This is a genomic window from Paenibacillus sp. JJ1722 (assembly GCF_048282685.1).
Classification (GTDB): Bacteria; Bacillota; Bacilli; order Paenibacillales; family Paenibacillaceae; genus Paenibacillus; species Paenibacillus polymyxa_B.
On the sequence record NZ_CP182500.1, the window covers coordinates 570,726 to 584,617 of the forward strand.

Genomic DNA, 13,892 nt, shown 5'->3' on the forward strand with positions numbered 1-13,892 from the left:
ACACTGACTTTCTGATAGCAGCTCTTTCACAGTCCCGAGTACGCGTTGTTAGACCACTGAACGACGGAATGATCGAGATTGCAGACTATGGTGGATTGATAGAAAAATACACACCGGATTCAATCAGGATCCACGGATCTTATTTCTTCCGTAAGCAGTTTGGATTTAGAGTAGATATAAAGAAAGGGCCCGCTGGGATGTAGCCTAGGTATGAAGCTCTGTTATAATCTTCCTCTTATTTCAACACGAAGCATAGGCTAAGCCAGGAAAATAAATCTCTAGACTGCCGCTGGTTTGTCACCTAATGTCCCCGCGTTAGATTAGAATATAGGTGAGAATAAAAAACGAACACCTTGGATGAAGTTAAAATTGAGGTCATTGAAGAGATAATTAAGGAATCCTAACATTACATCCATAATATTCCGATACAATTCATATCTGAATATGAAAGGTTGTATTATATGATGAACGAATCGAATGAAACAAAAAAATTAGACGTTACACAAGTCCTTGATCTTGCTCATAACAAACATATTATCGACGCATTTGTAACAGATGAGAATGATGACCAAGAAGTGATTGTAGCAATAGTTGCTAGGATGCGAATTGCGGATATTAAAACCAATCAGGGTTGGAAGGCAACTGTTAGAGATGCAAAAAGAAGTCGCGTTTATGATTGTGTAGAAATTATTACAGAAGCTGAAAGCCGTATGCCTTACAATGCTACAAGTCTACACTTACCTTCTGGCAAAACCTATGGAGATTATGTGGGATATAATGTTGAGAAGCAACTAAACTATATCAAAAAAAATGGTAAGATGTCTCTGGAGCGATATCAACAATTTTACTCTGGGCCAGAAAATCATAAAAATCAATAACTTACTAATGTCATATGGTTGAATTTTGTAAATGTTAAAATAAATTAAACCCAAAGATATAACTTAATTATTCATTAAACATCCTGCCCGTTAGCATAATGAAGCAACGTCAGTCTAATACTTTATGTCTAGGACTTTATTTCCTTTTGACATCAGTCATAAGTTTTGGGCTTGCTGGCCGCACTGCTCATGAGTTTGCTTACTGCATTTGAAACAAGTAACGACACGGTTATTCAAGTGACTGGCGTTATTGGTGCATTCGGTGCAGTGATTGCTTACATTCTGGCTGAGGCTTATGTGGACGGTAAGTCTACGGGATCTGATAGTCAGGAATAATCCTAAACGTTTAAGATTTCAAAAAGACCCTACTGGCATTTAGCTGGTAGGGTCTTTTTTAGTTTATATCGTTCTATTCGTGTAAGCTATGCGGAAAGTTTATATCAAACATTAGTTGCATATTATATTGACAGATGGTTAATTTTGGTGAAAAATGAAGTATGTTTTTAAAAATTATGGAATATTTATGCGAAGGGTGGCTATGGCATGAAGCATACACCTACGATTCGAGCAGAATTAGACAGATACCTACAACAAGAAGGTTTGAGTCTAACGCAATTCGGACATATGGCAGACATGAACCGGGGAATTGTAAGTAGCATAGTTTCAGGAAATAAGCCTATGTCTGTTAACCAGCTTGACCTAATCACTAAGGCTATGGGGTTACCGGAAGGCCACTTTTACGACTTATTTATAGAAAACTATATCATCGACACTGCCCCGAATATGAGACGAATCGAGCCATTTTTGTTTCGCTGTGCGGAATTGGAGAAGTTGGATACGATCCGTAGAGTGGTGGGAGCCATCATGGATAATCTACTGTATTCGCCCAAACTATTTGAAATTGCGGAAAACCTATTCACACAGGGGCAACATGCTGCGGCATTAGTTCTCTACGAGAACGTGGCAGAAGTGGAGAAATACCAGCACTCCGAACGTTTGGCGATCTGTCAATATCGTATATTCACGATCAAAACTGGAGACGATCAAAGCCGTAACATCAGGGCAGCAGCGGTATTTGAAGCTTTTGTCGAGCGTCTGGATGAAATAGACCAGCTTGACGCATTGAAGGATTTGGCGAATGTATACAGGTCTTTGCGTAAATGGGACAAGGTTGACGAAATGGCAAGGAAAATGAGAGCTAAAGCGGAAATCCAATACACTTTGAAGCATCAACAGAAAAATCGAGAGTGTGACGAGCATAAGAAGTTGACTCGCCCTTTGTTTGTATACATTTCCTATGCTGACCTGTTGTGTGCAAGTGTCTATGAAGCCCAAGGCGATTACGACAAAGCTCTTCAATATACATATGCCTACGCTAATTTAGATTGGGTTAAGGAGACCGATGAGGATACCCAACACTGGATTGGCTTGTTTAAGCACTGGGCAAAAGCTAATGTTATTGTGAATAAGCTTTTATCTGGAGATACAAAGGTGCTACAAGATTATGTTGAATATATTGATACGGCGGAAGATACAACTCAAGAAGACAGGGTCATCCAACTGCTGAATATTATGATAGCGGCTAACCGATATGATATCGATGTTAGTGATATAATTAAACGATTTGAAACAGACATTGTATCATTATCGCAACACTCATCAAGTGATATGTATACTCAACAAGTGGTACCAGAGTATTTTGCGTGGTGTGGTTACGAGTTGGCTCATTATTATTTACATCGAAGTTTCTACGATGATGGTTTTAAACATTTGATGTATTCAATGGTAAGTTATCATACACTAAATAATGAGACTTATTTCATAAATTGTATGGGGCTGTTTTTACATTTTCGGGAACATGCGACTCCTGAAACCAAAGCAAATTTTTTAAATTTTATTGAAAAGGTGTGGATGAACAATGTTAAAAAAAATGGCACTGTTGATCGTTGCGGCTAGTTTTTTGTTAATTGTTACTGTACCTATTCACTCGCATGGTATAGAGCCTCAAGTACAGCATGGAGGGGCTTAAACGTATGCAAAACAAATCCCCGCTAACCTTAATTGGTCGGCGGGGATTTATTACATTGAAGGGATTTCTACACAATCCACCGAATAGCTAAATGAGGTGATCAGCATGAACCATACATATAAAGTGTTAAAATCGGATTTAGAACTATTTGCTGCTGCATTAAGCCAGGCAAGAGTATATGTGATACAGCCGTTGGGCGAGGATTTGATAGATATTGTGGACTATGGTGGAATGGTTGAGAAGATTACACCGGAGTCGATTAAGATTAACGGATCTTATTTCTTCCGTAATCAGTTTGAATTTAGAGTAGATGTGAAAAAGGACTCCGCTGGTATGTAACCAGTATGGAGTCCTTTGTTGTTTATTTAGTTGAATACTCACTTACTTCAAATGTGAGTATTTTATTGAAAATTACATAGTCTTTACGGCTGCTAAATGGTCCTTTGTTGTTATTGTGCTTATCAATGGAAAAGAATGAAGGGCCTCTACCAGCATCTTTAGCATCGTACCAAGCGATAAAGGCGTTCAATTCTTTTTTACTCAGATCGAATTCTTTGTCAAACCCATTATCCATTGTTACAGTCAGAATAGCGCGGTCACCAGTTGGTTGTGATGGTTCGGTTGGTTCAGTTGGATCTGTAGGTTCAGACGGATCAGGATTAGGACTTGGTGTGGGATCTGGGTTTGGTGTTGGATCTACAGGATCGGGAGTTTGAGTGGCAGGGTCGTAACCCCACATTTCCATTTCATGAATGGCCAGATTGACATCCTTGCCAGTAGCTCCATTATTTTTAGTAATATTTATTCTGTAGGTTTTAAATTGATCTTTGTTTTTAAGTGAAAATTCATTAGCTCCTTCGGTGAAAATATATTCGGCTTTATTATCAAGAACGGTCCAATTTTTTCCGTCATTCGACCCCTCGAAAGTCCAAGTATTAGGCATATCCTTGCCAGCATCTGGTGGACTATTAGTAGTGTAGCCTCCGTAATAAAGAACATATTTAGTAACAATTTTCGGAGATGGAAACTCATAAGCAAGCCACCCATTTTGAGGCGCTGTACCCCAAGCACTATAGGTTCCATTTGTACTATAGTTCGGTTTTCCATCAAATGCTCTATATCCTTCCAGACCACTGCGTGCGGCACTATAACTGATTTTACCTGAAGGGGTAGTATCAGTTTTCATAACAGGTATTAAACTGATGGATTCTGGAGTAGCTGCATGTGTTACTTGTGCAAAACTCAGAAGCAAAAATAAAGAAAACAAGGTCGACAATAGTTTTTTCACGAATATTCCCCTTTTTGTTTTATTTGCTTAGTAAGCATACAAAAAAGGAAAAGGGATGTCTAAACATTAATGTCTATATATTCAAAATAAAGTTTAATAGAAGATTTAAATTTACTCTCTCAAGTACACCATGAACTGAAAGGTCTTTTTTTGTTTTGTGACAAGCTATGCGATACTTCGACACACCTCACCATATAGAATAGAGAAGATTTATTTACTATGGAGGTGTCATATGATAAAAGGATTTGTGAGAGGATTAGTTGTATTTTTACCGGCGGCTATTTTTTCTGTGCAAGGCATCTATCCCGTCTTGTTGCCTCAATTATTTTCTTCTAACAAAACTTCTAACGGCTTCGGATTATTTATAAATATTTGAGGAACCTTAGGAAGAACATAATTAGATAACTACATACTTTGGGGGTATGTTGATACTTATAGGAACTGTACCGGAACGCACTCGTAATGCGTAGGCCGGGGGTTCAATTCCCTTCACCAGCATAGCTATAAACTCAAGCACAGCGCGGCTTCCAAGCTTTTGGAGGGCGCGCTTTTTTGTGATTTTGGACAATCTTCTACGCTGAGGTCTTTTTAGTAGGATTATTATGCTATATATAATTAGTTCTTTGTTTCGTTTCATGCTAAAAATCGAATTCTTACATTAGTTGCATAGTATATTGACAGGTGGTTAATTTTGGTGAAAAATGAAGTATGTTTTTAAAAATTATGGAAAGTTTATGCGAAGGGTGGCTATGGCATGAAGCATACACCTACGATACGAGCAGAATTAGACAGATACTTAAAACAAGAGAGCATGAGTCTAACGCAATTCGGGCATATAGCAGGCATGAATAGGGGAATAGTAAGTGCTATTGTGACGGGGAATAAGTCTATGTCTGTTAACCAGCTTGACCTAATTACTGAAGCTATGGATTTACCGGAGGGCTACTTTTACGACTTATTTATAGAAAACTACATCATCGACACTCCCCCGAATATGAGACGAATCGAGCCGTTTTTGTTTCGCTGTGCGGAGTTGGACAAGCTGGATGCGATCCGTCGAGTGGTGGGAAGCATTATGGACAACGTACTCTATTCGCCTAAACTATTTGATATAGCAGAAGTACTATTAGCACAGGGACGACATGAGGCTGCATTGCTGCTCTATGAGGGCGTAGCTGAAGCGGAGAAGTACCAACATTCTGAACGTTTAGCCATCTGTCAATATCGTATATTCACGATTCAAGTTGGAGACGATCAAAGTCGCAATCTCAGTGCAGCTACGATATTTGAAGCTTTTATTGAACGCCTAGATGAAATAGACCAGCTTGATGCATTGAAGGACTTGGCTAATGTGTACAGGTCTTTGCGTAAATGGAACAAGGTAGATGAAGCGGCGAAAAAAATGAAGCAGAAAGCGAAAGCTCAATATTCGTTAAAACATCAACAAGAGAGTCGAGAGCGTGATGAGTCTGCCAAGAAGCTAAGTCGCCCGTTGTTTGTATATATTTCATATGCCGATTTATTGTGTGCAAGTGTCTGTGAAGCCCAAGGCGACTATCAACAAGCTCTAGATTATACATACACCTACGCTAATCTAGATTGGGTCAAAGAGACTGACGACGACACTCAACACTGGGTTAGCTTGTTTAAAAGTTGGGCAGAAGGTAATACTTACGTATATAAACTGTTGTCAGGAGATATAAGTGTGCTTCAAGATTATGTTGAATATATTGCAGTGACATCAGCCACTAACGAGAATGAGAAAATCTCAAAACTGTTGAATGTTATAATTTCAGCAAACCAATATAACATAGATGTGGAAGGTATACTTCAACAATTTGAAGCCGAAATAAACGCTTTTGCACAACAGCAACCATCATCAGATGATATGTATACCCAACAGGTGATACCGGATTATATCGCGTGGTTTGGTTACGAGTTAGCTTATTATTATTTACATCGAGGCTCTTACATTGATGGTTTTAAACATTTGATGTATGCAATGGTAAGTTATCATACATTAAATAATGAGACTAATTTTATAAACTGTATGGGTTTGTTTTTACATTTTCGGGATTATGCAGTTTCAGAAACTAAAGCAGCATTTTTAAATTTCATTGAAAAGGTGTGGATGACCAATGTTAAAAAAAATGGTACTGCTGATCATCGCGGCTAGCTTTTTGTTTATTGTTACTGTGCCGGATCAAGCCCTTAACCACCACAATAGTATTCAGCCTTACGTTACCATTGGAGGTGCTTAAACGTAAGCAAAGCAAATCCCCGCTAACCTTAACTGGTCGGCGGGGATTTTTGTTGAAGGAATTACTACATCGTTCACCGAATGAATTATCAAGGTGATCAGCATGAATCATACATATAAAGTGTCAAAATCGGATATAGAACTGTTTGCAGCTACATTAAGCTAGGATCTGTATTTTAAGACGATATATACCATCTTTGAAATTGCACTGGATGTGGGTGTCCAGTCCATTTCTTATTTAGTAACAATAGGGGTTCCAGTCCTACTGCTCATTTTTTTAAATAGTAAGATGGCAAGAAGTAAAGCTATGCTTACAGCGGCAAAACCCAGCCAATTCAAATATAGGACAGATGTACGACTGATGACTAGCCCACCTAATCCAGATCCCAGTGCAAAACCAAATTGGATGAACGAAGTATTTACGCTAAGAGCAATGTCCGGATTTCGAGGCGCCAGAGTAACCAGATAAAGTTGCTGGGCCGGGGAAATACTCCAAGTTGCTAACATAAAAATCATTAAAACCAAGATTAATACCAAGAGATTGACTCCGGCTAGAGCGAATAAAAGAAGAGTCGCCCCTTGTAAGATGAGCCCGAGACAAATGGTAAATTTCGATCCCTTTGCATCTGCCAATTGTCCGCCCACTCTTGATCCGACAAAGCTGCAAATGCCCGCCAGGAACAGAACACCGCTAATTTCTGTCATGGAAAGAGAGGACGTGGCTTGCAAGAAAGGCGTAATATAAGTAAACAGTGTAGAATAGCCGCCGACATAAAATAACGTAATAACCAAGGCCATCAGAATGGTTGGATTTCTTAAAATAGAGAGCTGCATTCTGAGGGTAACCTTTTCTTCTTCTTTGATTGCCGGAACCTTTTTATAGATGATAAGTAATGGAAGAACACTTAATAATCCGATTAAAACAAATAGCACTCTCCATCCAAACATCTCACTAAAAAATGTGCCCATGGGAACACCGAGTACGAGCGAACTGCTAAGCCCCATCAAAATGATACCGATGGCATTGCCCCTTTTTTCTTTTTCAACGAGTCGTGTCGCTACTGCCATGGCTACAACGGTAGCGATTCCTCCGCTAGCCCCTTGGATAATTCGTATCCATAGTACTGTTTCATAAGCAAGATCTACAAACATAAGTCCGTTGCTGGCAATAAACACACCAAGGGTGGTCATTAGTAGTTTCTTGCGATCTGCATTGATCGTTAATGCAATCAAAATCGGAGCGACAATGGCCGCGGCGAGAGCAAACACAGTCACCAATAACCCAGCTTCTGAAGTAGATACTCCCAAGTCCACAGCGATCATCTTAATGACTCCCGTAATAATATATTCAATGGTTCCAATCAGAAAAACAGCCAGTGCCAGGACATAGATGATCCGTTTATTTTTCAATTTACCCCACTCCACCTTCTTCAGTTATCTATTTATAATGGGAATTTGTATTTCTATGAATTGTGCATCTCGTTCTGGAGTTAACGGTAAATATAGTTCCCTACCTAATTCGTTTTCCTTGATCTTATAGTTATTTTTCTCAATCCATTTAGCTAAATGAACACAGGCCGCACAATCAAAATTAGAATTTGAATGAAAAGCCATTGTGGCCATCATCGGTTCAGGAGGGAGAGTCCGTAGCCGAAACGGTTCTGGAAATGATCGCAGTTCACAGGTTAAAAAATAACCGACTTCAAACTCAAACTCATCCTCTTTTCCGTCGATTTCTTTCCACAAAACAACCTGAGGACCTTGAATCAATTGACGAATTTCCGGTATTAATAACTGATCAAATTGACGTAACAAATCCGGAATGTCTTCTTCTTTCCCGCATGTTTTCTGATAAAAAAACGATTGAGCACCATCTGCCTTGACTCTGATTTCTTGACCCGTTTCGAATTGCCCCTCTTTTTCTATAAGCTGCATACGCTCCTCAATCCTGACGAGTTTGGCTTGTTCCGTATCGATGATATGCTGGATTTCACTTCTTTTCAGCTTAAACATGCCTTGAATATTCTCCAATGAAATATCTTCCTGAAGCAGCTGTTTAATTTGGGGCAATGTAAAACCCAATTCCTTATAGATTAAGATTCGGTTGAGCTCAAGAAGCTGATCTGCGGAATAGTAACGGTAGCCCGTATCGTAATCCACTTTTCTCGGCTTAAGTATGCCAATCTGGTCGTAATAACGCAGTGTTTTTAAGGAGACCTTGCTTAGCCTGGAAAATGCACTGATTTTGAACAAAATATCATCTCCAATCTATAACATAATGTGAGTATACAGTTTCCCGTGCAGGGGAAAGTCAAGGATGTGAATGCTTTTCCTTTTTATAGCTAAGACCGACTGCCATCCTTGTCACCACTCTATGGATTTTGTTGGTTCAAGCCTTAGTAATTGAGTTAATCTATCTATTGAAAAATACTTCCAAAAGATGCTTTTATTTATTCGAGAAATTTCTCTCATGCCGATTGTAGCACTAGCTATGGCCTAACTGTCCTTTAGCGAACAAAAGGATGCCACTTATCACGGCATCCTCTAGATATTCATTAATCTATCCTGAACTGTACCGGAACGCACTCGTAATGCGTAGGCCGGGGGTTCAATTCCCTTCACCAGCATTCAATGAAACTCAAGCACAGCATGGCTTCCAAGCTTTTTGGAGGACGTGCTTTTTTGTTGGAGGGAGCATTCTTCTCCCAATCAATTCATATTATAACTACAATTGCATGCGCCCTTAACTTTAGGATTGTTATCTCCTTATATCTTACAAAGGAGACATCTACTCAAAATATCAAACGGTGAAGTTAAGTAAATACTCTAAATAAGATTAAATCCCCGCAAACCTTAACTGGTCGGCGGGGATTTTTGTTAAACAATCTAAGGAACGGTGTGTTGAAGAATCGTACAGGAAATTTAGGCTTTAACTGGTTCAGGTCTTTTTAATTGAAGAGGAGGAGGTATTAGCCAACCCTTTTCTTTGTTCATTTTTAGAATACGGACTCCCAAAGCAGTCTTAGTTAGATGATATTTTGCAAACAAAGCCCCGATGTCTTCTCTAATGGATTGACCCATAGCTTGGCTGCAAGATGTCAATCCCACAGAGGTATCTAATGCGATTTTAGCTGCAATTTCGGGATCAGTAAACCTTGCACCAACCGGGATATCCTCAAGTTTCACAGGGGGTCTTTCAGGCAAAATAGGAGCTGGGGCAATCCCATTATCAGTAAGCATTGCGTCGCATTCTTGGATTTCCAGTTTAGCTTGATCAATAAGATCATCCAGTATTTTTTTGAGTTCCTTGTCTCCTGCGTGGTTTAAACATGCTTGGTAAAATGAAACGCTGCCTTTCGCTAACGCTGACAACTGCCACACACTATAAATTTCTCCGTAATGCATGGGCTCGTCTTTTGGATTCCCGCTTAGGATACCCATTATAAAACCACTCCTTGTTTATTTTAATGATGTACAAATTTATGATTCCCAGTAGTAAAGAATTAATGTGTGTATATGAAATAAGTTCTATTGGGCATGCTAAATACGTATGTTGAAAAAATGAAGATAATGGTTGTTGTTGCATTAATGATTTCATGTTTTGAAGCGTATATAAAGTCGCTCTGCTGGCTAATCACCGGCAGGCTTTTTTTGTGTTTTGAATTAAAAACGGATATTTCAACCATAATAAGACAGCCTGTTTTATTCCAAAAGTACAGAGGAGCAGATGAATTGAAAAACAAATGGCTGTTGGCATTGCCGTTAACCTTGGCGCTCGTTTTTAGCATGACTCCGTTAGTAGTCGCGCAAGCGAAGGTAGGGGAGGAGAAGGATTCTACTTGCCTAAGTTCCAAAATGGTGCAACTGAAAGGCGATATGCAGAAGGTATGGATCGACCATACGATATGGACGAGGAACTATATTGTCAGCGCCATATCTAATCTTCAAGATCAGAAGGACGTATTGGACCGGCTTTTACGGAACCAGCAAGATATAGGCAATGTGATCAAGCCTTATTATGGGGAAGCCGCTGGTAATAAGCTGGCTGATCTTCTGAGGGAGCATATTCTAATCGCAGGGAAAATTGTAGCGGCTGCTAAAGCGGGTAATCAGGCGGATGTGAAAAAGCTAGAGGCGGATTGGCGTACAAACGCCGATGATATCGCCAAATTTTTAAGTGCAGCGAATCCGAACTGGCAGTTTAAAACACTACAAGATATGCTGTATACGCACCTTCAGTTGATTACGGAATTAGTTCTTGACTATATCAAAGGAGATTGGAAAGCGGGTATTGCATCAACCGACAAAAACGAGATCCATATGATTCATTTAGCGGACATCCTGACAGAAGGCATTGTCAAACAGTTCCCTGGAAAATTTTAAGCGCTATAGCTGCAAAGCAGATTAGCTTTCTATAATCACCCCAAAGGGTGGTATAAAAAGCTTTTTTATCGGTTTAATGAATCGTTAATACAACTATGAATGCAGTCGGTATGTCGAACCGAAATACGTTCTCCCACAAGCCCAGTTCTATTGATTCTATTACGAAGCACTCGTAATGCGTAGGCCGGAGGTAAGGTGGTTAATGAATGAAAAATTTACAATAATCCTATTTTATTTCAATAATCTTTTTAAAAGGGGAAATTATATTGTCAGTTCTACAAGTTCTTTTTAGTTAGGACCTTTTTTACCAAGAAGCCGCCTCGAAACGTATTCCAATACATATACTTAGAACATGAATATATGAAGAACTAGTTTTCGAGAAAAATAGGGAAGTTCGCTTTTATGTAAAATAATATTTTCTTATTTTAAAATGTAGAATGGAGGGAACTTCTTGTGCCACGAGCTTCAGTTATACTGCCAGTTTATAATACTGTGGCTTATGTTTGGGAAGCAGTCCACAGTATTTTAGTTCAAACCTATTCCGATTTTGAATTAATTATTATTGATGATGGCTCAACAGATGGATCTGCTTTTCTTATTTCACAGATAACAGATCCTAGAGTGGTTAAAATCTTTCATAGTACCAATCAAGGTTTGGTCGCTACTTTAAACGAGGGATTCAATAGGGCAACTGGTGAATATATCGTTCGTATGGATAGCGATGATATTTCTACGCCAGATCGATTGGATGTGCAAATATCATTTATGGATCAAAATCCTTTAATTGATGTATGCGGTGCTGCTTTTACTACTTCTAGTGGAGGAGTACTTAAGGTGAATCCGGCCAGTCATGAAGAAATTAAAACATGGTTGTTATTTCATTGCTGTATCTGCCATCCTGTCACAATAATACGCAATAGCATGATACATCGGCTAAACATTCAATATGATAGTAATTATCCTCATGCCGAAGACTACGAAATGTGGAACCGATTAGCTTCACAGGTACAAATAGCGAACCTCCCCATAAACTTATTGTATTATCGTCAACACAAAGGACAAGTGTCCAATCAACACAAAGCAATACAAGACGCCACTGCTCGGAGAATTCGACAAAGACAGTTTAGCCAGTTGGGTTTGGAATTATCAGATGAAGAGAATCAGATTATGCTGGATATTCTTGAGTTTAAAATTAATCCCTATGATTATAATTGCTACACTAAAGCTGTAGGATTTGCGAATTGGGTGTTGGATCAAAACTGTAAGTATCAGATTTACAATCAGGAACTATTAAGCATGGCTTTTTCACGGTGTATATCCCATCTCCCATATTAACAAAGATATCAGCAAGCGATTGGAAAGTATCCTAATATTCCGCGGGCATACGTAAATGGGGTGTTTTATGTTTACCTGAATGCCCGGTCATAAAACATATTTACACATATATTAAAATGACGACAAAATAAAGGAGGGCTAAAGCTATGAGCGGATGTGCAGGTGCAGCTGTTTGCGGTGTGTGGACTTCTACAGCGGCCATTTTGGTGCTCTATATCCTCTTGGTTATCATCCTTAAATCATGTTGGGTTTAATTTTGTGAATAGAATTATATGATTATGACCCATCCATCAAGTTCAACGACTTTCTTTCATAATCTGCCCGAAATTAGATTAGATAAAAAGCTCTGCTAACCTTAGGGACTGCCCCCCGTTTGTGAGACAGGGATCAAAACACCATTCAAGTTTAAGCAGCCAGTCGTCGGAAATCTACCGGCGACTGGTTATTTAGTTTCGTTTGAATCCGAATTGAGTTATAGTAGGTGATGTAATCTCGAACGGTCTGTACAACGATTGTAGTCGTTGTACAGATGAGATCTTCAAGGTAGAACGTTTCAGACTTTAGTGTGGAATGAAACGATTCGATGGGGGCATTATCAGCGGGCGTTCCTTTACGGGACATGCTCATGGTAATGCCTTTTCCCTTTACTGCAGCTTGATAAGCTTGTGACGTATATACGCTTCCCTGGTCGCTATGGAGCAGCATGCTTGTCCGTTTTGGAAGTTGATTCAGCGTATCCAAAACCAAGGACGTATCTTGCTTGTCCGCTATACTGTAAGCCACAATCTCCCCGTTGTACAGGTCTAGAATGCTGGAGAAGTACAACATCTTTCCGCCAAACGGTAAATAGGTGATGTCCGTGACGAGCTTTTGCAGGGGCGCCTCTGCATGGAATTGCCGCTTCAGCAGATTTTCTGCTGGATGAGCGGGCTGCCCAGTGGCCTTTCGTTTCTTCATCCTCACGCGGCACTGTAGCCCCTCACGCTGCATAATCCGCTGAACTCGTTTGTGATTTATTCTTTGCTCTGCCCGAAGGAGTGCGGTGATTTTTCGGTAACCATACCGAAATTTATGACGGATGCAAAGCTGCCGGATTCTCTCCACCGTAGCATCTGTACGCTCTGTCTCCACGGCTGCTTTCCAGCGGTAGTAGGTCGCTCTTGCGATTCCGAGCCATGTACAAGCCTCAGACACCGTCACTTCGTCTCGAACGGATTCGATCCAGGCAACGGCGACCTCTGGTTCCACCTCCTTTCCAGTTCCTTGTACTTTTTTAGCAGGTCCAGTTGCTGCTTCAGGAACCGGTTCTCCGCTTTTACTTTTTCGAGCTCCGAAGAGTGTTCCGGACCTTTTCCGTAGCTGTATTGTTTACCCACAGGCTGCTCCAGACGATGCACTTCACCTTTTCGATACCACCTCATCCATGTTTTTAGCTGTGTTTTATTCCGTATTCCCAACTGCTCCATAACCTCTCTTACCGGAACTCTTGCTAATCTCATTTCAATAGCTTTCATCTTTATTTCTAAGGGGTAACTCACTCTCGTTGCCAACGTAAAAACACCTCCAAGGTTATCTCCATATCTTACGACATGGTTCGATTCTCTTGAAGGTGTTTTGATTTGTCTCACGTTATGGGGTCAGTCCCCTTATGGGTCGGCAGAGCTTTTTTCTTTTGAACAATTCCACTAATCACTTTAAATATATCAAACATGCTGCGAT

At 39.9% G+C, this 13,892-nt stretch carries 14 protein-coding genes and 2 tRNA genes; 11 read left to right on the forward strand and 5 right to left on the reverse strand.

The window, feature by feature from the left end; translation table 11 throughout:
* Nucleotides 1–461: 461 nt before the first annotated feature.
* The 4 genes from ACM1ND_RS02620 (at nucleotide 462) to ACM1ND_RS02635 (ending at nucleotide 3,246) form a co-directional block, all read left to right on the forward strand.
* Entirely contained in the window at nucleotides 462–878 is a 417-nt protein-coding gene (locus ACM1ND_RS02620; protein WP_418027042.1) for a hypothetical protein, read from the forward strand.
* Between the two features lie 189 nt (nucleotides 879–1,067).
* Complete coding sequence (locus ACM1ND_RS02625; RefSeq protein ID WP_418027043.1) at nucleotides 1,068–1,214, forward strand: hypothetical protein; 147 nt, start codon at nucleotides 1,068–1,070, stop codon at nucleotides 1,212–1,214.
* Between the two features lie 207 nt (nucleotides 1,215–1,421).
* Nucleotides 1,422–2,834 (forward strand): tetratricopeptide repeat protein, encoded by a 1,413-nt coding sequence (locus tag ACM1ND_RS02630; RefSeq protein ID WP_418027044.1) that lies wholly within the window; start codon nucleotides 1,422–1,424, stop codon nucleotides 2,832–2,834.
* Nucleotides 2,835–3,012: 178 nt separating this feature from the next.
* Complete coding sequence (locus tag ACM1ND_RS02635) at nucleotides 3,013–3,246, forward strand: hypothetical protein (protein WP_418027045.1); 234 nt, start codon at nucleotides 3,013–3,015, stop codon at nucleotides 3,244–3,246.
* 22 nt (nucleotides 3,247–3,268) lie between these two features.
* Here the strand turns inward: ACM1ND_RS02635 and ACM1ND_RS02640 are convergent, their stop codons facing one another.
* A complete protein-coding gene (locus tag ACM1ND_RS02640) occupies nucleotides 3,269–4,195 on the reverse strand; it encodes a discoidin domain-containing protein (protein ID WP_418027046.1) in 927 nt (308 codons plus the stop codon).
* A 232-nt stretch (nucleotides 4,196–4,427) separates the two neighbouring features.
* Between ACM1ND_RS02640 and ACM1ND_RS02645 the strand changes: the two genes are divergently transcribed.
* The 3 genes from ACM1ND_RS02645 to ACM1ND_RS02655 all read left to right on the forward strand — a co-directional run bounded on the left by ACM1ND_RS02645 (nucleotide 4,428) and on the right by ACM1ND_RS02655 (nucleotide 6,371).
* Nucleotides 4,428–4,571: a hypothetical protein gene (locus tag ACM1ND_RS02645; RefSeq protein WP_418027047.1), complete on the forward strand. Its 144-nt coding sequence runs from the start codon at nucleotides 4,428–4,430 to the stop codon at nucleotides 4,569–4,571.
* A gap of 43 nt (nucleotides 4,572–4,614) precedes the next feature.
* Nucleotides 4,615–4,690, forward strand: a tRNA-Leu gene (locus ACM1ND_RS02650).
* Between the two features lie 259 nt (nucleotides 4,691–4,949).
* On the forward strand, nucleotides 4,950–6,371 hold the full coding sequence (locus ACM1ND_RS02655; protein ID WP_071559401.1) for a transcriptional regulator: 1,422 nt from the start codon (nucleotides 4,950–4,952) through the stop codon (nucleotides 6,369–6,371).
* A 318-nt stretch (nucleotides 6,372–6,689) separates the two neighbouring features.
* On the opposite strand, the gene ACM1ND_RS02660 is transcribed toward ACM1ND_RS02655, so the two are convergent.
* Both ACM1ND_RS02660 and ACM1ND_RS02665 read right to left on the reverse strand, forming a co-directional pair.
* Nucleotides 6,690–7,865, reverse strand: coding sequence for an MFS transporter (locus ACM1ND_RS02660; RefSeq protein ID WP_076158847.1), 1,176 nt, complete (start codon nucleotides 7,863–7,865; stop codon nucleotides 6,690–6,692).
* 24 nt (nucleotides 7,866–7,889) lie between these two features.
* Nucleotides 7,890–8,708, reverse strand: a complete 819-nt coding sequence (locus tag ACM1ND_RS02665) for a MerR family transcriptional regulator (protein ID WP_076158842.1) — start codon at nucleotides 8,706–8,708, stop codon at nucleotides 7,890–7,892.
* 310 nt (nucleotides 8,709–9,018) lie between these two features.
* Between ACM1ND_RS02665 and ACM1ND_RS02670 the strand changes: the two genes are divergently transcribed.
* Nucleotides 9,019–9,079, forward strand: a tRNA-Thr gene (locus tag ACM1ND_RS02670).
* Between the two features lie 298 nt (nucleotides 9,080–9,377).
* Here the strand turns inward: ACM1ND_RS02670 and ACM1ND_RS02675 are convergent.
* Nucleotides 9,378–9,896, reverse strand: a complete 519-nt coding sequence (locus ACM1ND_RS02675) for a DUF3231 family protein (protein ID WP_023986755.1) — start codon at nucleotides 9,894–9,896, stop codon at nucleotides 9,378–9,380.
* A 291-nt stretch (nucleotides 9,897–10,187) separates the two neighbouring features.
* On the opposite strand from ACM1ND_RS02675, the gene ACM1ND_RS02680 reads away from it, so the two are divergent.
* The 3 genes from ACM1ND_RS02680 to ACM1ND_RS02690 all read left to right on the forward strand — a co-directional run bounded on the left by ACM1ND_RS02680 (nucleotide 10,188) and on the right by ACM1ND_RS02690 (nucleotide 12,427).
* Nucleotides 10,188–10,838: a glycosyltransferase gene (locus tag ACM1ND_RS02680; protein ID WP_209435649.1), complete on the forward strand. Its 651-nt coding sequence runs from the start codon at nucleotides 10,188–10,190 to the stop codon at nucleotides 10,836–10,838.
* Between the two features lie 453 nt (nucleotides 10,839–11,291).
* Nucleotides 11,292–12,173, forward strand: coding sequence for a glycosyltransferase family 2 protein (locus ACM1ND_RS02685; RefSeq protein ID WP_418027048.1), 882 nt, complete (start codon nucleotides 11,292–11,294; stop codon nucleotides 12,171–12,173).
* A gap of 146 nt (nucleotides 12,174–12,319) precedes the next feature.
* On the forward strand, nucleotides 12,320–12,427 hold the full coding sequence (locus ACM1ND_RS02690) for a hypothetical protein (protein ID WP_023986758.1): 108 nt from the start codon (nucleotides 12,320–12,322) through the stop codon (nucleotides 12,425–12,427).
* Between the two features lie 151 nt (nucleotides 12,428–12,578).
* Here the strand turns inward: ACM1ND_RS02690 and ACM1ND_RS02695 are convergent.
* Nucleotides 12,579–13,723, reverse strand: a protein-coding gene (locus ACM1ND_RS02695) for an IS3 family transposase (protein ID WP_418027049.1) whose coding sequence is annotated in 2 segments (ribosomal slippage) — nucleotides 12,579–13,450 and nucleotides 13,450–13,723 — 1,146 coding nt in all. Because the reading frame shifts where the segments join, the coding sequence is not laid out codon by codon here.
* Nucleotides 13,724–13,892: the final 169 nt, after the last annotated feature.